The sequence below is a fragment of the Paraburkholderia bannensis NBRC 103871 genome, assembly GCF_000685015.1.
GTDB classification, from domain to species: Bacteria; Pseudomonadota; Gammaproteobacteria; order Burkholderiales; family Burkholderiaceae; genus Paraburkholderia; species Paraburkholderia bannensis.
Genome location: NZ_BAYA01000062.1, coordinates 1 through 17,647, shown reverse-complemented (window position 1 = coordinate 17,647; position 17,647 = coordinate 1). Strand labels below are relative to the sequence as shown.

General features: G+C 64.2%; 22 protein-coding genes. 11 read left to right on the top strand and 11 right to left on the bottom strand.

Annotated features, from left to right (window positions below):
* Positions 1–69 precede the first annotated feature (69 nt).
* Positions 70–618, bottom strand: a complete 549-nt coding sequence (locus BBA01S_RS38740; protein WP_027821085.1) for an Mpo1 family 2-hydroxy fatty acid dioxygenase — start codon at positions 616–618, stop codon at positions 70–72.
* Positions 619–699: 81 nt separating this feature from the next.
* Between BBA01S_RS38740 and BBA01S_RS38735 the strand changes: the two genes are divergently transcribed.
* The 3 genes from BBA01S_RS38735 (at position 700) to BBA01S_RS38725 (ending at position 3,620) form a co-directional block, all read left to right on the top strand.
* Entirely contained in the window at positions 700–1,494 is a 795-nt protein-coding gene (locus BBA01S_RS38735; protein ID WP_084162816.1) for a Crp/Fnr family transcriptional regulator, read from the top strand.
* A 181-nt stretch (positions 1,495–1,675) separates the two neighbouring features.
* A complete protein-coding gene (locus tag BBA01S_RS38730) occupies positions 1,676–2,320 on the top strand; it encodes an HAD family hydrolase (protein ID WP_027821083.1) in 645 nt (214 codons plus the stop codon).
* Positions 2,321–2,381: 61 nt separating this feature from the next.
* The gene (locus BBA01S_RS38725; RefSeq protein ID WP_027821082.1) at positions 2,382–3,620 is read left to right on the top strand and encodes a dienelactone hydrolase family protein; all 1,239 of its coding nucleotides are present in this window, start codon (positions 2,382–2,384) and stop codon (positions 3,618–3,620) included.
* Between the two features lie 45 nt (positions 3,621–3,665).
* Here BBA01S_RS38725 and BBA01S_RS38720 read toward each other — a convergent pair whose 3' ends face one another.
* Positions 3,666–3,926, bottom strand: coding sequence for a hypothetical protein (locus BBA01S_RS38720; protein ID WP_027821081.1), 261 nt, complete (start codon positions 3,924–3,926; stop codon positions 3,666–3,668).
* A 176-nt stretch (positions 3,927–4,102) separates the two neighbouring features.
* Between BBA01S_RS38720 and BBA01S_RS48520 the strand changes: the two genes are divergently transcribed.
* The 3 genes from BBA01S_RS48520 to BBA01S_RS38705 are packed head-to-tail and all read left to right on the top strand — an operon-like array spanning position 4,103 to position 5,762.
* On the top strand, positions 4,103–4,225 hold the full coding sequence (locus BBA01S_RS48520) for a hypothetical protein (protein WP_281177047.1): 123 nt from the start codon (positions 4,103–4,105) through the stop codon (positions 4,223–4,225).
* Positions 4,226–4,263: 38 nt separating this feature from the next.
* Positions 4,264–5,136 (top strand): peptidoglycan DD-metalloendopeptidase family protein, encoded by an 873-nt coding sequence (locus tag BBA01S_RS44840; protein ID WP_052392086.1) that lies wholly within the window; start codon positions 4,264–4,266, stop codon positions 5,134–5,136.
* A 41-nt stretch (positions 5,137–5,177) separates the two neighbouring features.
* The gene (locus BBA01S_RS38705) at positions 5,178–5,762 is read left to right on the top strand and encodes a BPSL1445 family SYLF domain-containing lipoprotein (protein ID WP_027821080.1); all 585 of its coding nucleotides are present in this window, start codon (positions 5,178–5,180) and stop codon (positions 5,760–5,762) included.
* Between the two features lie 45 nt (positions 5,763–5,807).
* Here the strand turns inward: BBA01S_RS38705 and BBA01S_RS38700 are convergent, their stop codons facing one another.
* Complete coding sequence (locus BBA01S_RS38700) at positions 5,808–6,584, bottom strand: DNA/RNA non-specific endonuclease (protein ID WP_027821079.1); 777 nt, start codon at positions 6,582–6,584, stop codon at positions 5,808–5,810.
* A gap of 317 nt (positions 6,585–6,901) precedes the next feature.
* Positions 6,902–7,261 (bottom strand): DUF3564 domain-containing protein, encoded by a 360-nt coding sequence (locus BBA01S_RS38695; RefSeq protein WP_027821078.1) that lies wholly within the window; start codon positions 7,259–7,261, stop codon positions 6,902–6,904.
* Between the two features lie 342 nt (positions 7,262–7,603).
* Between BBA01S_RS38695 and BBA01S_RS38690 the strand changes: the two genes are divergently transcribed.
* The 3 genes from BBA01S_RS38690 (at position 7,604) to BBA01S_RS38680 (ending at position 10,137) form a co-directional block, all read left to right on the top strand.
* A complete protein-coding gene (locus BBA01S_RS38690; RefSeq protein ID WP_027821077.1) occupies positions 7,604–8,026 on the top strand; it encodes a rubrerythrin family protein in 423 nt (140 codons plus the stop codon).
* Positions 8,027–8,152: 126 nt separating this feature from the next.
* Positions 8,153–9,502 carry a heterodisulfide reductase-related iron-sulfur binding cluster gene (locus tag BBA01S_RS38685; RefSeq protein WP_027821076.1) on the top strand — a complete coding sequence of 450 codons (1,350 nt, stop codon included), beginning with the start codon at positions 8,153–8,155 and terminating at the stop codon, positions 9,500–9,502.
* A gap of 53 nt (positions 9,503–9,555) precedes the next feature.
* Positions 9,556–10,137: a DUF3501 family protein gene (locus BBA01S_RS38680; protein ID WP_027821075.1), complete on the top strand. Its 582-nt coding sequence runs from the start codon at positions 9,556–9,558 to the stop codon at positions 10,135–10,137.
* Positions 10,138–10,150: 13 nt separating this feature from the next.
* Here the strand turns inward: BBA01S_RS38680 and BBA01S_RS38675 are convergent, their stop codons facing one another.
* Positions 10,151–10,612 carry a GNAT family N-acetyltransferase gene (locus BBA01S_RS38675; RefSeq protein ID WP_027821074.1) on the bottom strand — a complete coding sequence of 154 codons (462 nt, stop codon included), beginning with the start codon at positions 10,610–10,612 and terminating at the stop codon, positions 10,151–10,153.
* 105 nt (positions 10,613–10,717) lie between these two features.
* Here BBA01S_RS38675 and pdxR point away from each other — a divergent pair, with 105 nt between their 5' ends.
* A complete protein-coding gene (gene pdxR / locus BBA01S_RS38670; RefSeq protein WP_027821073.1) occupies positions 10,718–12,220 on the top strand; it encodes a MocR-like pyridoxine biosynthesis transcription factor PdxR in 1,503 nt (500 codons plus the stop codon).
* Here the strand turns inward: pdxR and BBA01S_RS38665 are convergent.
* From BBA01S_RS38665 to BBA01S_RS38660, 3 genes are read right to left on the bottom strand one after another with little or no spacing between them, the layout of a single operon-like run.
* Entirely contained in the window at positions 12,192–12,518 is a 327-nt protein-coding gene (locus tag BBA01S_RS38665) for a hypothetical protein (protein WP_027821072.1), read from the bottom strand. The genes pdxR and BBA01S_RS38665 overlap by 29 nt on opposite strands.
* Entirely contained in the window at positions 12,515–13,096 is a 582-nt protein-coding gene (locus BBA01S_RS46510; protein WP_084162813.1) for a T6SS effector amidase Tae4 family protein, read from the bottom strand. The genes BBA01S_RS38665 and BBA01S_RS46510 overlap by 4 nt, the downstream gene beginning before the upstream one ends.
* Positions 13,096–13,644 carry a PAAR domain-containing protein gene (locus BBA01S_RS38660; RefSeq protein WP_027821071.1) on the bottom strand — a complete coding sequence of 183 codons (549 nt, stop codon included), beginning with the start codon at positions 13,642–13,644 and terminating at the stop codon, positions 13,096–13,098. The genes BBA01S_RS46510 and BBA01S_RS38660 overlap by 1 nt, the downstream gene beginning before the upstream one ends.
* A 265-nt stretch (positions 13,645–13,909) precedes the next feature.
* Here BBA01S_RS38660 and BBA01S_RS38655 point away from each other — a divergent pair, with 265 nt between their 5' ends.
* Positions 13,910–14,599 (top strand): GNAT family N-acetyltransferase, encoded by a 690-nt coding sequence (locus BBA01S_RS38655; protein WP_052392085.1) that lies wholly within the window; start codon positions 13,910–13,912, stop codon positions 14,597–14,599.
* Here the strand turns inward: BBA01S_RS38655 and BBA01S_RS38650 are convergent.
* The 3 genes from BBA01S_RS38650 to BBA01S_RS44835 all read right to left on the bottom strand — a co-directional run.
* Positions 14,596–15,900, bottom strand: a complete 1,305-nt coding sequence (locus tag BBA01S_RS38650) for an NAD(P)/FAD-dependent oxidoreductase (protein WP_027821069.1) — start codon at positions 15,898–15,900, stop codon at positions 14,596–14,598. The two genes, BBA01S_RS38655 and BBA01S_RS38650, sit on opposite strands and share 4 nt — an antisense overlap.
* 41 nt (positions 15,901–15,941) lie before the next feature.
* A complete protein-coding gene (locus BBA01S_RS38645) occupies positions 15,942–17,234 on the bottom strand; it encodes an NAD(P)/FAD-dependent oxidoreductase (RefSeq protein ID WP_027821068.1) in 1,293 nt (430 codons plus the stop codon).
* A gap of 85 nt (positions 17,235–17,319) precedes the next feature.
* Positions 17,320–17,647: DUF3138 family protein (locus tag BBA01S_RS44835; RefSeq protein ID WP_027818739.1), on the bottom strand; the 328-nt coding region annotated here is incomplete at its 5' end.

Genomic DNA, 17,647 nt, shown 5'->3' with positions numbered 1-17,647 from the left:
CGGCCAGTCAGGCGCGGCCAGGCTCGCGCGCCGAGGCGCGGCCAGCGAGGCGCGTGCCTGCGCACTGGCTCAATGCGCCGCGTGCCCGCGCGGCGGATTGATGCGGGTGGGGCCGGCCTTCGCCTCGATGGCCGCGAGCAGCGCGGGACGCCAGCCGAGGCTGAAGAGCGCTTCGGCGAGCACGAACACCGGCCCGATCACGAGGCCCACAAGATCGTCCACAAACGCCGGCTTGCGATGCTCGTAAGCCATATGGCCAATGAACTGGATCACCCAGCCCACCACGAATAGCCCGACGCCGCCCGCGAGCCACACGGCGGTGCCCTGCTGCGCGAGCCACGCGCCGAACGTCAGGCACAGCGCGGCGACGACGGCCATCATGATCCCCAGCGGCACGTCGAGCACGAGGTAATAGAGCGTCGTCGCGCCGAACAGCAGCCACGCGGGTGACAGCGGCACGGCGGCGAGCGGCCAGCCCGCGAGCGCCAGCGCGGGCCGCGAGAGCAGCACCGCGACCGCGAGCACGATCATCGGGATGCCGACGAAATGCGTGGCGATGTTGCGCGTGTCGCGATGGTATTCGGCGTACTGGGTGAGCTGATCGGTCAGGTTTCTCATGGATGCCCCTTTGTCTCCAAAATCATTATGATCGTCGGGCGCACCGCCGCAGACCTTCGGCTAGCCGACAATTTCCATCCGATGACCACACGCCCCGACGCCACCGCCTGCGGACAGCCGCTCGACACCGCCTCGCCGTACCTCGTGGCGGCGCTGGAGCGCAGCACCTGGTTCGCCAGCCTGCCCGCGCCGCTGCGCGACAGCCTGCGTACGGCGGGCCGCGTGCGCGCGCTGCGCTCGGGCGAGCGCCTGTTCCTGCGCGGCGATGCCGCCGACGGCGTCTATTGCGTGCTGGAAGGCGGGGTGCGCGTGGGCGCGGCAAGCATGTGCGGGCGTGAGGCCTTGCTGGCGCTGATGGGCCCGGCAAGCTGGTTCGGCGAGATCGCGCTGTTCGATTCGGGCGTGCGCACGCACGACGCCTATGCCGAGCGCGATACCACGATCTTTCACGTGCCGCGTGCGGCGCTGGCCGCGCTGCTCGACGAAACGCCCGCTTACTGGCATGAATTCGGCCTGTTGCTTGCGCAGAAGCTGCGCCTGGCCTTCGATGCCATCGAGGAAAGCGCGCTGCTGCCCGCCGCGCCGCGCGTCGCTCGACGGCTGTTGTTGCTGGCGGCAGGCTACGGCGAAGCGGGCCGCGACCCGGCCGCCGATGTGGCGAAAAGCGCAGCAGCGAGCGTGAGCGCAAGGGACGGCGCGCACACGGCGCGTCCCATCGTGCACGTGCCGCAGGAAGACCTCGCGCTGATGCTGGCGCTGTCGCGCCAGACGGTGAACCAGATCCTGCGCCAGTTCGAGCGCGACGGCCTGCTCGCGCTGCGTTACGGCGAAATCGAAATCGTCGATCCCGTGCGTCTGGAGCAGCAGGCGCGTTGATTGTCTGCGCTCGATGGGTGGCCGACGCCATTGCAGCCGTGCGCCATTTGCACGGACAATGGCGCGGGCTTACAGCGGGCTTGCCTCGTGCCTCGTGCTTTCAAGCAGGCCGCCAGGCCGCCGCGCCTGAGCCTCATCTTTCAACCCGCCGCCTGAGCGCGGCGCTTTCCGATACCGCTTCATGACCGACCGCGTCATTGCCGCCTTCGATTTCGACGGCACCATCACCACGTCCGACAGCTTCCGCGCCTTCATGCTCGACGCCGCAGGCAGCACGCGTTTCGTGCTCGCCGCGTTGCGCTGCCTGCCGTGGCTTGCCGGCATCGCGCCCGGCTGGTCTGACCGGGGCCGCACCAAGGCGCGCTTTCTTCGGGCTGCGCTCGGCCCGGTGCGTCGCGATGCGCTGGAAGCCGCCGCACAGCGTTTTGTCGATACAGGCCTGCCCGACCTGCTGCGCCCCGAGATGCTGGCGCGCATTCGCGAACATCAGGCGCTCGGCCACGAAGTCGTGCTGGTGAGCGCGTCGCCGTCGGTGTATCTGCGCAAATGGGCGCCGACGGTGGGCATCGCCACGGTGCTGGCGAGCGAGCTGGACTGGCGCGACGGCGTCTACACTGGACGGCTCGCGGGCCGCAACTGCTGGGGCCCGGAGAAGGTCGCGCGGCTGCGCGCCTGGTGGGGCGACAAGGCGCCCGCCACGCTTTACGCCTACGGCGACAGCCGCGGCGACCGCGAAATGGCGCAGCTTGCCAACCATGCCTGGATACGCGGCGAAGCACCGTTGCCGCCGCTCTTGCCCGCTGGCGGATTCGGCACGGCAGCCTGAAGACGCGCCGCCGCGCCGCCGCGACAACCCCACGACCCCACGAACACAAGGAGACGACCCGATGAATGGACAATGGACGACGGTGAAGTCGCGCGACGGCGGCGAATTCCGCGCCTACACGGCGCTGCCGCCCGAGGGCAGCGGCCCGGGCCTCGTGCTGCTGCAGGAGATCTTCGGCGTGAATGCGAACATGCGTGTAACCGCCGACCGTTACGCGGAAGAAGGTTACGTCGTCATGGTGCCCGACCTGTTCTGGCGTCTGGAGCCGAACGTCGATCTGGGCTACGAAGGCGCGGACATGGCGAAGGCGCTCGCGCTCTATGAGCGCTTCGACGTCGACCTTGCGCTCGACGACATCGCGCAGACGCTCGCCGCGTTGCGCGCGCATCCTTCGCAGCGCGGCAAGGTGGGTACGCTCGGCTTTTGCCTGGGCGGCAAGCTCGCGTATCTGGCGGCGGCGCGCACCGATGTCGATTGCGCGATCGGCTACTACGCCGTGGGCCTCGAACAGAGCCTGGACGAAGCGAGCACGATCCGCTGCCCGCTGATGCTGCACTTCGGCGCCGACGACAAATGGTGTGACGAGGCAGCGCGCGAACGTATCGGCGCGGCGCTGGCGGACAAGCCCGGCGTCGAGCTCTACACGTATGCCGGCTGCGATCACGCGTTTGCCTCGCCAGCGCGCCCGCAGTTCGACAAGGCCGCCGCGATGATGGCGTACTCGCGCTCGCTCGCGATGCTGCGCCGGGTGATGGGCCCGATCTACGATTTCAACGCGCTGTGGGAAGAGCACTGCTACCACGAGTTCGTCGCGCGCAACCCCAACGATGTGATGCCGACGATGGTCGCGCAGCCCTACGTCAACCACATCCCGACCATGACGGGCGGCGTCGGCCATGACGAGCTCAAGCGCTTCTACACGCACCACTTCGTGCATTCGAATCCCGAAGACACGCGCCTGATTCCGATTTCGCGCACCATCGGCTCGGATCGCGTGGTCGACGAGTTCATCTTCTGCTGCACGCACGACCGCGAGATCGACTGGCTGCTGCCGGGCCTCGCGCCCACGGGCAAATACTTCGAGGTGCCGATGCTCGCCGTGATCTGTTTTCGCGGCAGCAAGCTCTATAACGAGCACATCTACTGGGACCAGGCTTCGGTGCTGGCGCAGATTGGCGCAATCGACCCGACTGGCCTGCCGATCGCGGGCATCGAAAGCGCGAAGAAACTGCTCGACGAAACCCTGCCGTCGAACACGCTCATGCCCGCGTGGAAAAGCAGCGAAGGCAAGCCGTTCTGAGCCTGCCTTCGAGGTAAGCGTGCTTTGTACGTCTGCTGAGCGCGCTTACTGAAACGGGTTGTCGATGACGCCGGGCTTCGCGTCCGGCTCGTCCTTCACCTGCGCGGGCAGATGCGGTTCTGCCTGCAACTTCGTCACCACGTTATCGAGCGCGGCCTTCAGCGCAAGCGCCGCGGCGAGCCCGCGCTTGTCGCGCGTGAATTCGAGCGTACCGGCCAGCGTCACGCGCGTGGTGCCGTTGGTGAGCGTGAGGGCGTCGCCCTGCACGTTCAGGACATCGTCGTCGTTTGCGTATGCGTCGAACACCATCTATTCCTCCTTGAGTGCGATGCACGTTGGGCTCGCATTATAAGAAGCGGCGCACGCCGCCATCAAACGTGAAGCGAATGGACTGCCACGATCCGGCCCTTGCGGCCGCGCGGCGTCCACGCTGACGCAGATCAAGACCGAATCGCGAATCCGCTGCACTTCGCGGCAAACCGATGATGATGACGCACCTGAGTTTGAACGAGGAGTGCGTCATGGGAATTCTAGACAAGGTTGCTGCAATCATGGATGTCGTCGGCACTGTCGGCGCGATGGTGGACACGTCGTGGCGGGCCTGACGATGCGGGTTTTGCGATTTTTACGCACGCGAGCCGCAATGGCGCTTCTGGGCGCGTGTGCGACGCTGCTGGCGGCCTGCACGTTTACGCCGTGGCAATCGTCGCTCGGGCGTCCCGGCGACGACGGCGGCGCGGACGCTGCGGTGGCGTCGAGCGATGCGGAGGCTCCGTCTTCGACCGAGGTCAAGGCCTCTGCTGTGCCTCTGGCCACGTCGGTCGTCGTGCCCACGTCCCGGGCCGTCACGCCATCGCCCGCTACGGGCGCGGGCAAAGACCTCTATCGCGTGAAGGCCGGCGACACGCTCTATCACATCGCCGCCGCGCACGGCCAGCGTGCCGCCGATATCGCCGCCTGGAACAAGCTGCCTGCTTCGGGCCAGGTGAACGTGGGGCAGATGTTGCGCGTCGCGCCGCCTGTCAAGGGCGCGGCAGCGGCTCCCGCGCCTGCAGCCGTGCCGGTCGCGCCTGTTGCTGCCGCAGCCCCCGCTACGACGTCCGACATCAATGCCAGCCCGGCCGCTGCAAAACCGCGCGCCGCCGCCGCCCGCCTGGCGTGGCCGATGCGCGGCAGCGTCGCCACCGCATTCGCGCCCGGCAAGTCGCGCGGCATTGTCATCGCCGGTGCACCGGGCGAACCGGTCAAAGCCGCTGCGGCTGGGCGCGTGATGTACGCGGGCAGCGGCATTCAGGGCTACGGCAAGCTCATCATCGTCAAGCACAACGCAAAGCTGCTCACTGCCTACGGCCGCAATGGCCGCTTGCTCGTCAAGCAGGGCGACACCGTGAAGCCCGGTCAGACGATCGCCACCAGCGGCGCGGATTCCGCTGGCGTCGGCACGCTCCTCTTTGAAGTCCGCGAGAACGGCAAGCCTGTCGATCCCATGGACTGGCTGCCGCGTCCGCAATCGTAAGCGCAGTTTTTTATTCGGGAATGCAAATAAAAATGGAAAAAATGAATCGACGGCAATTTCTCGCAACCGGCGCGGCTGGCGTAGCGACCTGCGCCGGTCTGGTCGCCTGCACCACGACGCCCGCGACGGCCCGGTCGTCGGAAGAGAACCTGCATGCCCGCCGTGAGATCGATGCGGGCGTCGATGGCGCACTCTCGCGCCTCTATGGCACGGTGAAGGGTTCGCGTGAGCTTTTCTCGAAGGCGCGCGCGGTTCTGGTGTTTCCGGACGTGATCGGTGCGGGCGTGGGCGTGGGGGCTCAATACGGCAAGGGGGCGCTGCGCGCGGGCGGCCGCACGGTGGGCTACTTCAGCACGACCGCCGGATCGCTGGGCTTCCAGGTGGGCGCACAGTCGCGCGCCATTTTCTATGCCTTCATGACGCAAGGGTCGTACGAGCGCTTTCGCCGTAGCAGCGGCTGGGCGGCGGGCGCGGACGGCACCGTCGCGCTCGTGAAGATGGGCGCGAACGGCACCATCGACACGACGACCGCCGTCAATCCCATCGAAGCCATCGTGCTCACCAACGCGGGCCTGATGGCCGGTGTGTCGCTGGAAGGCTCGAAGGTCTCGCGGCTCGACATCTGATCCGGTCGCGAGCAGCTTGACGGGCGCCTACCAGGCTTACCAGGCTTACCAGCCCCACTTGCGCACGGTGAACGCATGGCCGTTGAACGCCACGCTGGCCTTCGCGGCGACCTGCGCCGGAATGCCGGGGAACGCAATGCCGGCCTGCTTGCTCAACTCGGCGACCGGACGAATGTCGTAGCGGTCGACGGTGGTGTTATCGGCCACGATCGCGAACGCGAGCTGCTGCGACGGCACATACACGACCTTGAAAATCTGCGTAGGAACGAGCACGCGCGTCGCGCCGATGGTCTGCAACTGCGCGCCGGTGAAGAGCGGGCCGGTCACGACGTAGGCCTCGCCGTACTGGTCGGCGAGCTTGCGCACGGCGGTTTCGATGTGCGCCCACAGGCGCTGGTTGTTCTCGCGGTTCTGCGGAACGATATTGGCGAGCGAGAACGATTCGGCCATCGCCTGCGGATTCCAGCGGTTGCCCGCCGGGCTCATGTGACCGCGATCGAAGCCGCTGCGCTTGTAGTCGGCAAGCGTCGCGCCTTCGCCGGCCGGCAGGCGGTCGTCCTCGAAAAAGCGATTGGTGCGCGTCATGTCTTTCGCGGCTTCGAGGTGGTCGCGCGTGAGATGTTCCGCCGACCAGAGCGGGCCGTGCGTGATGCCTGAGTGCAGCACGACGAAATCCGAATAGCAGAGCATGCGCGTTTTCGGCGCCATGCGCGGGTTCGTGATCGAGGGGAACTGGCCGTCGGGGACGAATGCGGAACAGGCGGGTGCGGCGAACGCATGACCTGCGAAGGCCATGGCGAGACAGGCAAACAGCTTCTTCATCGGCGAATCGGGAATGCGAGTGGTGCGCGGGCGCTGCGCTACGGATGCGCTACAGATGAGCTACCGATGCGCGACGCCGCGTTCGTAAAGGGCCCGAAAGTATAGCGGGCGCGCTCGCGCGCGGCCACATCGCGTCAGCCGCGATCCGGCCTCGGGGCGAGCGCAGGCATGCGCGTCGCTCCAGCACGACGCACAGCAATCAATGCGGCGCCGCGCGCGGCGGCGTCGTGACCAGGAACAGCTTGAGGGTAAAACAGGGTGACGCGGGGTGAAGCGCGGTGAAGCAGGGTGCAGAGCGCCAGAGCGGCGCGCCGCGATCAACCAGCGAACAATGCGTTTTCGGCGTGAACGGCTTCCCGATCCACGGCCTGCAGGCGCCACTGGCCTTCCATTGGCGAATGCGAAACTTCGCATGACCAGGTAGCGTCGCCGTGCGCGGAGCTGATTTCCTGGCGGCGGTTTACGTGCAGACCGCGCAGGGTGCAAAGCGGTTGATCGGCGAGCGGCGCACAGAGCGCCGTCACGCCGCCGGAATCGTGCATCTCGCCCCACTCGGGGAGATCAATGCCGGCGTGGGACTCACGCGACCAGCGTTGCTGGTCGGTATCGAGCCAAAGCACTGCGTAGTCATGATTCACGGTCGGATCGGGGCCGTTTATCAAAATCGTCAGTCGCATGTGAACTCCGAAAAAGTGCGCGATGGGGGTGGCCGCGCGACAATCTGGACGAACTCTCAGTCTAGAACGTATGCATCCATGCGCAAGTCGGTTTTTCACATATTGGGATGCTTACGACTTCAGGTTAGACCATAGAACCGGGACACCGTCTGTGACACGCCGTCGCGCAAGGCTTTGGCGCGATTTATCCCGGCGCTATCGGCGGGATTGAAATTCGCAATTGGGAAGGCAAACGGCATTTCCTAGATTGATAGAGCGGCGTAGTCCGCATGACAGGTTTTGCTGCACCGCACGAAGATGCGTAGCGCCGCGTCCCCGCAAACAGGATGGATGGAGGCATAGATGACACAGCTCAAAGGCTCGAAGACCGAGCAAAATCTCAAGGACGCCTTCGCAGGCGAATCGCAGGCAAACCGCCGTTATCTCTACTTCGCAGCCAAAGCCGACGTCGAAGGCCAGAACGATGTCGCCGCGCTGTTCCGCTCGACCGCGGAAGGCGAAACCGGCCACGCGCATGGCCATCTCGAATATCTGGAAACGGTGGGCGATCCCGCCACGGGGCTGCCGTTCGGCACCTCGCGGCTGAACCTGGAAGCGGCGATTGCAGGCGAAACGCACGAATACACCGACATGTACCCCGGCATGGCCAAGGTTGCGCGCGACGAAGGTTTCGACGAAATCGCCAACTGGTTCGAGACGCTCGCCAAGGCCGAGCGCAGCCACGCAAACCGTTATTCGAAAGCGCTCGACGCGCTGGTCGAATAATCGAGTAGCGTCGCGCACGGCGCGGCCCGCAGCGACTGACGCACGCGACGCCCTGGCGGCGCGCGGCGTCGGGGCGTTGTTATGTGCGTACCGCGCGGAAAATCCAATTACAAAAAAGGAGACGTCATGCCCCACAAGGAAGGCAGTCTCGAAGCGCCTACGCGGCACCCGCTCGACTGGCAGTCGGACGCGTTCTACGACCAGGCGCTGCTCGACGACGAGCTTGCGCGCGTGTTCGACATCTGCGCGGGCTGCCGGCGATGCGTGTCGCTTTGTGGCGCATTTCCAGCGCTGTTCGATCTTGTCGACGAAACCGATAGCGGCGAAGCGCATGATGTCGATAAGGCATCCTATGGAAAGGTCGTCGACCAGTGTTACCTGTGCGACCTTTGCTACATGACGAAGTGTCCTTACGTGCCGCCGCATCCGTGGAACGTGGATTTCCCCCATTTGATGCTGCGCGCGAAGGCGATCCACTACCGCAATGGCGAAGTGCAACTGCGCGACCGGGTGCTGTCGAACACCGATGCGCTCGGCCATCTCGCGGGCATTCCCGTCGTCACGCAGACCGTCAACGCGGTGAACGGCACGAAAGCGATGCGCGGCATCATGGAAGATGCGCTGGGCGTGGCTCGCCACGCGTGGCTGCCGTCGTTCGCGACGCGCAAGTTTCGCAGCGCGGCCCGCAAGGCGACGTCGAGCGAAGTGCGCGACGGCGAGCGCACGCCGGGCAAGGTCGCGATCTATGCGACCTGCTACGTGAACTTCAACGAACCCGGCATCGGCCACGATCTGCTGGCGCTGCTCGATCACAACGCCATTCCCTATGTGCTGGTGAAAAGCGAGGCATGCTGCGGCATGCCGCTGCTCGAACAGGGCAACCTGGAGGGCGTGGCGAAGAAACAGGCCGCCAACATGCCAGTGCTCGCCCACTACGCGCGCGAGGGCTACGCGTTGCTGGGCGCGGTGCCAAGCTGCGTGCTGATGTACAAGCACGAACTGCCGCTCATGTTTCCCGGCGACGCCGACACGCTCGCCGTCAGCGAAGCGTTCTGGGATCCGTTCGAATATTTCGTGGCGCGCAACCGCGACGGCCTGCTCAAGACCGATTTCCGCACGCCGCTGGGCAACGTGTCCTATCACGTGCCCTGTCACGCGCGCGTGCAGAACATCGGTCGCAAGACCTCGGATCTGCTGTCGCTCGTGCCGGAAACGAAGGTCACGGTGGTCGAGCGCTGCTCGGGTCACGCGGGCACCTTCGGCGTGAAAAAGGAATTTCACGCGATGTCGATGAAAATTGGCACGCCCGTGTTCAAGCAGATGGCGCAGGGCGCACCCGATTTCATTTCATCGGACTGCCAGCTTGCCGGGCACCATATCGCGCAGGGCATCGAGGAGAACAAGCTCGGCACAGCCGATGGCGGGCCACCGCTTGCGCATCCTCTTACGCTGTTGCGGCGGGCATACGGAATTTGATACGGACTGCGATGTTAATGAGGCATCGGAAATTCACAAAAGAGGACGGCGCAATGACGATCGAAAGAGATTCGCTGCTGTCGCTGGAAGCGTATTCGAAGCAGCGCTCCGCCATGCGCGGAAAAATTATCGAGCACAAGAAGCGCCGTGCCGTGGCGTTGGGCAATCACCTCACGTTTCTCTTCGAGGACGAGGCGACGATTCGCTACCAGATCCAGGAGATGCTGCACATCGAGAAGATTTTCGACGAAGAGGGCATACAGGGCGAACTCGACGCCTATCTGCCGCTCGTGCCCGACGGCAGCAACCTGAAAGCGACCCTGCAGATCGAGTACGAAAACGAAATCGAGCGCCATGCGGCGCTCGCGCGCCTGATCGGCATTGAGGATCGCGTGTTCATGCAGGTAGCGGGCGAGCGGCCCGTGCATGCGATCGCCGACGAAGACCTTGAGCGCGACAACGACGAGAAGACCTCCGCCGTCCATTTCGTACGCTTCGAATTCACGCCGGCGATGATCGACAAGCTGCGTGCGGGCGCCGCGCTGTCGATCGGCTGCGATCATCCTCACTATCGCCTGCCCGCGCAGGACATTGCCGGCGAAGTGCGCGCCTCGCTGCTGGGCGACCTCGCGTGAAGACCGGTGCGCGTCAGACGTCCTTGCGATACATGACGAAGCCGGGCTTGTCGGCGACATCGTCGTAGAGGCGCATGGCCGTGTGATTCGTCTCGTGCGTGTGCCAGTAGACGCGCTTCGAATTCGACGCTTTCGCGTGTGCATAGACCGCCTCGATCAGCGCACGCCCGACGCCCTTGCCGCGCAGGTCTTCGACCGTGAAGAGATCCTGGAGGTAGCAGATCGGGCCGTCGAGCGTCGTGTTGCGGTGGTAGATGAAATGCACGAGCCCCACTACGCGTTCGCCGTGCAACGCGATCAGCGCATGCATCGGCTCGTAGCCGTCGAAAAAGCGCGTCCACGTGGTCGCGGTGATCGACTCGGGCAGCGCAGTCGGCCCAAAGCGGCCATAGAAACGGTTGTAGCCGTCCCAGAGCGGACGCCACGCGTCGTAGTCGGCGGGCGTGGCCGCGCGCACCTGGATCGTCTGGCTCATCGTCGTTCTCCTTGTCATTTCTTCAATCGATAACAGGCCTCAGCGTAAGCGAATTGTGGCACCATTGTTAGTCCCACCCGGAATGCAAAACATGGAGCCACGAGATTGGACTACGCGCTGATGATGTCGGCCTATGAACGCAAGGCGCGCACGAATACCTCGCGCCGCCTCACGCAGCAGGACTTGCTTTACGAGAGCCTGCGCCGCGCGATTCTCGACGGCGATATTGGCAGGGGCACGCGGCTCGCGTCGAGCCGCACGCTGGCGGAAGAACTCGATATCGCGCGTAATTCGGTGCTCTATGCCTATGAGCGGCTGGTGGAAGAGGGTTTCGTCACGGCGACGCGTCATGGCTCCGTGGTCAACGACGTGAAGGCGACAGCCGCACAGCCTTCGGCGCCGGTCGAACTGCGCGAGAGCGCACCGCGCGCGCTGTCACGGCGTGTGCGCGAGTTGCCGCCGCGGCGCGTGCATACGAACGACGCCGTCGCGTTCCGGCCCGGCGTGCCCGCGCTCGATGCGTTTCCGCTCGTGCAGTGGCGCACGGCGCTTGAACGTGCGATGCGCGACGTGGACGCGAGCGAACTGGGCTATGGCGACAGCGCGGGCCTGCCCGCGTTGCGCCAGGCGATTGCCCAGTACGTGCGCGTCTCGCGTGGCGTGCGCTGCCAGCCCGATCAGGTGTTCATCACCGACGGCACGCAGACGAGCCTGGACATCTGTGCGCGCTTTTTCGCCGACGAGGGCGAGCGCGTGTGGATCGAGAATCCCGGCTACCAGGGCGCACGCGTGGCGATGCTCGCGGCAGGGCTGACGCTCGTGCCGATCCCCGTGGACGCTGCCGGCATGGCCGCGCGCGAGGAGGACTGGCGCGATGCGCCGCCGCGCCTGGTGTATCTCACGCCGTCGCATCAATATCCGCTTGGCTGCGTGCTGAGTCTGGAGCGGCGTCTGGCGTTGATCGAACACGCGCGTGCTTGCGGCGCGTGGATCGTCGAAGACGACTATGACAGCGAGTTGCGGCACGACGGCCCGCCGCTGCCGTCGATCCAGGGGCTCGCGGACGATACGCCGGTGATCTATCTCGGCACGTTCAGCAAGACGATGTTTCCGGCGCTGCGCATCGGCTTCATGATCGTGCCGCGCCAGGTCGTCACGCAGATGGAAACGGCGCATCGCACGCTTAAACGGCAGGGGCGGGTGGCGGAGCAACTGGCGCTCGCGGACTTCATCGAAAGCGGACGATATGCGCGGCATTTGCGGCGCATGCGCAAGCTCTACCTGGCGCGGCGCGATGGCCTGGTTGCGGCGATCGAAAAGCATCTTGCCGGACTGATGACGGTGTCGGCCGATGCGGGAGGGATGCACCTGAGCGTGCGGCTGGATGCGCCGCTTGCCGATGCCGCGGTGAGTGAGGCGGCGCGGGAGCATGGGTTGGCGCTATCGCCGTTGAGTTCGTACTGTCTGGGCGACGGTGCGCGTTTTAACGGCTTTCTGCTGGGGTATGCGGAAGCGACGCCCGAGGCGTCGAATACGCTGATGGAGGCGCTTGGGACAGTGGTGCGGGAGATGCTGGGGGTTAGAGACGTAGCAATTCGATTGCAATGAGGTGAATGACGAAAAGTACCACCAGCAATGCCGCCCAGAACAGCAATGATCTGGGCCGCTTGCTGAAGGCGTTGGCGACGGTCGCGAATACGATGGATGGGCCGAAGTAGAACGCGACTACCCCGAATTCAAACAGCACGGAGTGATTGCACTTGTCCAACTCCGTGCAAACGCCCGGCTTGGGCTGGCAGTATTTGGGAAAGATATGGCAAATCTCCAGGTCAGCGGACGCGCCTATCCAGAGACTTGCAAACCCCAGGAGAAAGAACGCGATGACGAAAACGAATCGGCGGATCAACTGATCTCCCAAAATAAAATCTGGTCGGCGTTATGCAGGTCTGAATAGCCGAATGCCGTACCAGACGCTACGGATTGACGCTCAAATATGAATCGTCCAATTGTCGCTAACGTCCCAGGAAAGCCCGACATCGTAAGCCGATTCCCGTTCCACAAATCGATGTGGTTGCCTGTCGTGACATTCGGGCCGTCAGAGTCACGATGCCAGTAGCCAGAGAAGAAAATGATCCCGGTCTTACCCCTGATGTCTTTCTCCCACGTCCTGGGGCGCACAGACGCAGCGCTGGGGCAACCTGCAAACGGCCGACGCTGCAACCACGCAGCAACTTCTGCTGCACGAAGCATGTGTCCCGGATGATCTGCGTGACAGCGCGCACCTGAGAACGACTTGCCTTCGATTCCGCACAACCGGAACATTTCTCCAATGCGGGCCGCGCATTGATCGCGATAGGGGCCGGAGCACGGATCTAGCGCGGGATAGGCTGCCCATAGTTGCTCAAATGTCAGCGCTTCGAGCGTAACTGTCACGACCGAATTGCGCGTCGAATTGGTTTGTATGACCGTCTTTTTGTTCGGCATTATAGGGATTCCTCGCGAGCCAGCGCTTCATCGCCCCAATAAACGGAATAACGATCCTCGTTCGCGAGATAGATGCGTGGCAAACGCCCGATTCCTTCGAGCCTTCCGGAGAACTGTTGTCCGTCTTGCGTTTCAATGAAGTACGGATAGCCCTCTCTTGCGCCAGCGCCAGTCAGTTCGGCTTGCTCGTCGAAGAGCCGCGACGACGGGACGGCCTCGATATCCCGCGCCTCCCCACGCTGACCGCGCCCTTCCCCCGAATCCTCGAACCACGAAAGACTCTGCATGCTGGACAGCATTTGCGGCGGGCGCTCGCATTTGCAGAGCAAAACGTCGCCGTCCAGCGCCAGCTCTTTCCCGCAGTGCACGTGACGCCTGGGGCCGCCGGCTTTCGCAATCGTCCCGATGCTGTTGCAAGCCAGGCACAGCACCTTGTCGCCAACGATGGCAGGCTGATGACCGTTGATGGTGTACGAATGGGTTTCAAGTGGCTGTATTTCCCCACCGGTTTCGGGCCTGTCTCCCACGCAGAGGGTGCGTCTCATCATGATCGTTCTCGATGGCTTGTTGAGGATACCTTTCGATCTTCCAGCGACATACCGTAAGATCAATCTCTCCTGAAAAAGCCATACTCGCTCAACTAGCACCGGCGCTTGAACCAGAAAATTCCGAAAATTTGAACGCCGTCAGGCGACGAAGCGTACCGGTGCGGGTGTCGCAATTGACGCCAATATTGTCATTTACGCCTCTATGGCCAACCGCCGGTTCCTGGCTAAACTCGCTGAATCCCCCATCGTCCGCATGAGAGAGAAGATGAAAGAAAACGCCCCAAGCTTGCTCGATAACCCCGCGTGGTTTGCCTTGACCACCAGGCAAGCGAACCTGGCGCTCGGTACGGGTGCGGCGCGCCGCTACGATGCTGCGATCGCGCCGTTCGCAGGCGTCGATGCGCCAACGCAAGACGCGCTTCAGGCACTCAAGACGCTGATTTCATCGGGTGAATCTGCCGTGCTGTTATCGACCGCAGACCTGCCTGCTATCGAAGGTCTGAAAGTCGAGCGCTATCTTTCATTGCTTCAGATGGTCGACGAGATGACTGTGAAGCCGACCGACGATACGCAAGTAACCCGCCTGCACCCAACCGACGCAAACGACATGCTGGATCTCGCGATGCGCGCGAAGCCCGGGCCTTTCGGTATCCGAACCATCGAGACGGGCAATTACATCGGCATTCGGGAAAATGGCGAGCTCATCGCCATGGCTGGCGAACGGATGAGGCTGGATGGGTATGTCGAGATCAGTGCGGTGTGCGTTGACGACCGCTATCGCGGCAGGGGCATTGCCGCGCGTCTAATGAACATGCTTCGCGGCGAGATTCAGGCGCGTGGCGACACCCCGTTCCTGCATGTGCTCGACGAGAACGCACCGGCGATTGCGCTTTACGAGCGCCTCGGATTCAAGGCGCGCAAGCGGTTTACGCTCTATCGCGTGAGCGTCGATTAAAACATCTCCATCACGCGGTGATACATCATGCCGATTTCCAGCGCGGGCCGGCGCCACGCCGCCCCGCCTGGGAACCGCGCGTGACGCACCTGCGAAAACAGGTCGTACGCAGCACGCTCGCCGGCGATAGCCTGCGAAACCACGCGTCCCGCTATGCCCGTCAGCGCGACGCCGTGACCGGAAAACCCCTGCACGTAGAAGTAATTCGGATCCACCGCGCCAAAGTCCGGCGCGCGATTGCGCGTGACGTCGACAAAGCCGCCCCAGGCGTATTCCACCTGCACCCCTTCGAGTTGCGGAAACACGCCCGTCATACGGGACTTCATCGCTTCGGCCAGTTGCGCGGGCGCGGCGCCCGTTGAATCGGCGCGGCCGCCGAACAGCAGGCGGTCGTCGGCCGACAGCCGGAAATAGTCGAGAAAGAAGTTGTTGTCGCAAATGGCCGCGCGACCTGGAATGATCGCGTCGGCACGCTCGCGTCCAAGCGGTTCGGTCGCGATGATGTACGAAGCAATCGGCGCGATGCGCGCTTCGACGGCTGCGGGCAGCACGCCGCCAGGCGCGGCGTTGCAGCACGACACGACGAAGCGGCAACGCACCTCGCCGCGCGCGGTCTTGACTACCGGCTTCGCACCGCGCACCACCGTGAGCGCCCGCGAATGCGCGAAGAGTTGCGCCCCTTCCTTGCGTGCCGCAGCGGCAAGGCCAAGACAGTACTTGAGCGGATGCAGATGACCCGAAACGGGATCGTAGACGCCTGCCAGGTAAGCCTGCGAATTCACGCGCGCACGGGTGGCGTCGGTGTCCTGCCATTCGAGCTTGTCGTAACCCCAGCGCTTTTGCGCAGCATCCATCCACGCACGCAGATCGGGCACGCGCTTGGGCTTGGTCGCCACGGTCATATAGCCCGAGGTGAAATCGCAGTCGATGCCGTAGCGCGCGATGCGCTCCTTCACCAGCTCCACGCCCTCGATCGACAGCGCCCACGCCGCGCGAATCCCCTGCGCGCCGAGTTGCTTCTCCAGCACTTCATCCTTCGCAAAGCCCACGAGCGTCTGGCCGCCATTGCGGCCCGACGCGCCCCAGCCAGGCCGATGCGCGTCGATGACCACGACCGACAACCCGCGCGCCCGGCATTCGAGCGCCACCGACAGCCCCGCAAAGCCCGCGCCGATCACGCAAACGTCCGCGTCGACGACGCCTTCCAGCACCGGGTCGTCGTCGGCGGGGCGCGTGGCGGTGGCTTCGTAGTACGAGTGGCGGGCGAGCACGTCCGCCTGGGTGTCGAGATCCAGTTTCATCGGTGTGTATCCATCAAAACAGGCGCATCAAAACAGGTGCATCAAAGCAGATCCTTCATTCGATACCACGCCATCGCGAGCACGAGGGCAGGGGTGCGCAGTGCTGCGCCGCCGGGGAAGTCGCGGTGGCGGATCTTGCCGAACAGGTCGAAACGCGCGGCCTGGCCGTGAATGGCTTCGGCGATCAGCGTGCCCGCGAGTGCCGTCGTGTTCACGCCGTGGCCCGAAAAGCCCTGTGCGAAATATACCGTGGGCGAGAGCCGGCCAAAATGCGGCGCGCGGTTCATCGTGATATCGACGAAGCCGCCCCATGCGTAATCGATCTTCACGTCGGCGAGCTGCGGGAAGGTCTTGAGCATGTCGCTGCGCATCGCCTCGCCCAGATTGCGCGGCTCGAAGGTCGAATAGCTGACCTTGCCGCCCCACAGCATGCGCGTGTCCGGCGCGGGCCGGAAATAGTCGAGCACGAAACGGCTATCGCAAACGGCGGCCTGTGCGGGCATCAACGCAGCCATGCGTTCCTTGCCGAGCGGCTCCGTGGCAATCACATAGGTGCCCACCGGCATGATCTTGCGCGCCAGCTCCGGCGCGAGTTCGCCCAGGTACGTATTGCATGCGAGCACAACGAATTTAGCACGCACCTTGCCTTGTGCTGTTTCAATTGTGTGACCGCCCTGTTCGTCGCGCATGCGCGTAACGGCGCTGTCCTCGAAGATCTGGACGCCCGCTTCGCGCGCCGCGCGCGCCAGGCCCAGCGTGTAATTGAGCGGGTGCAGATGGCCGCTATCGGGGTCGTAAAGGCCGCCCGGGTAACGCGCCGATTGCACATACTGGCGCACGCCTTCGCCATCGACATATCGAAAGCGGTCATAGCCAAAGCGTTGTGCGGCTTCGTCGCGCCATTGCTTGAGGTCGTCGACGTCGCGCGCCTTGTTTGCAGCGGTGAAATAACCTTCGGTCAGCGCGCAATCGATCTGGTGCTTTGCCACGCGCGACTTCACGATGTCGAGCGTTTCCAGCCCCATCGCCCACATCTGTTTCACTTCGCCTTCGTTCATGAACTGCGCGAACGTGTCGATACCGCAGGCGAAGCCGCCGATCAGTTGCCCGCCATTGCGTCCGCTCGCCGCCCATCCGACTTTCGACGCTTCGAGCAGCGCCACGCGATAGCCGCGTTCGGCAAGATTGAGGGCCGTCGAAACGCCCGTGAGACCGGCGCCGATCACGCAGACATCGGCGTCGATCGTGCCTTGCAACACGGGATGGCGGGTAGCGTCGTTGGCGGTGGCTGCATACCAGGACGGCGCGTGCGACTGATTGGCGAATTTGAGCATAGAAGAAACGTACGACAGTACGTACGAAAAAAAAGAGGGCGGCCGCGCGGAGGATTCCGCAGGCGCGCCGCCCGCAACGCACTCCTTAGAACGAGTAAATAAACTGCGCCCCCAGCAAGTCATTGCTCTTGCTATACGACCCGTCATTACGCAGGAACACCTTCTGCGACGCCCAGTCGTGGCGGTATTCGACCTTCACCGTGATCTGCTGCGTCGGATAGAACAGCAGATCCAGCGCTACGTCCTGACGCACCGCGCCCTTGCACTCGAAGCCCAGGCCGCCATTGGCCTGCGAATTCGCCAGGCAGTCCGCACCAATGCCGAAGCCGTTGTACGGATCCATGCCGTTGCCGTTGAGCGCCACGCCACCGCCGCCGCCGCCGTTCTTGCTGTCGGCCAGCAGGTCGTAACGC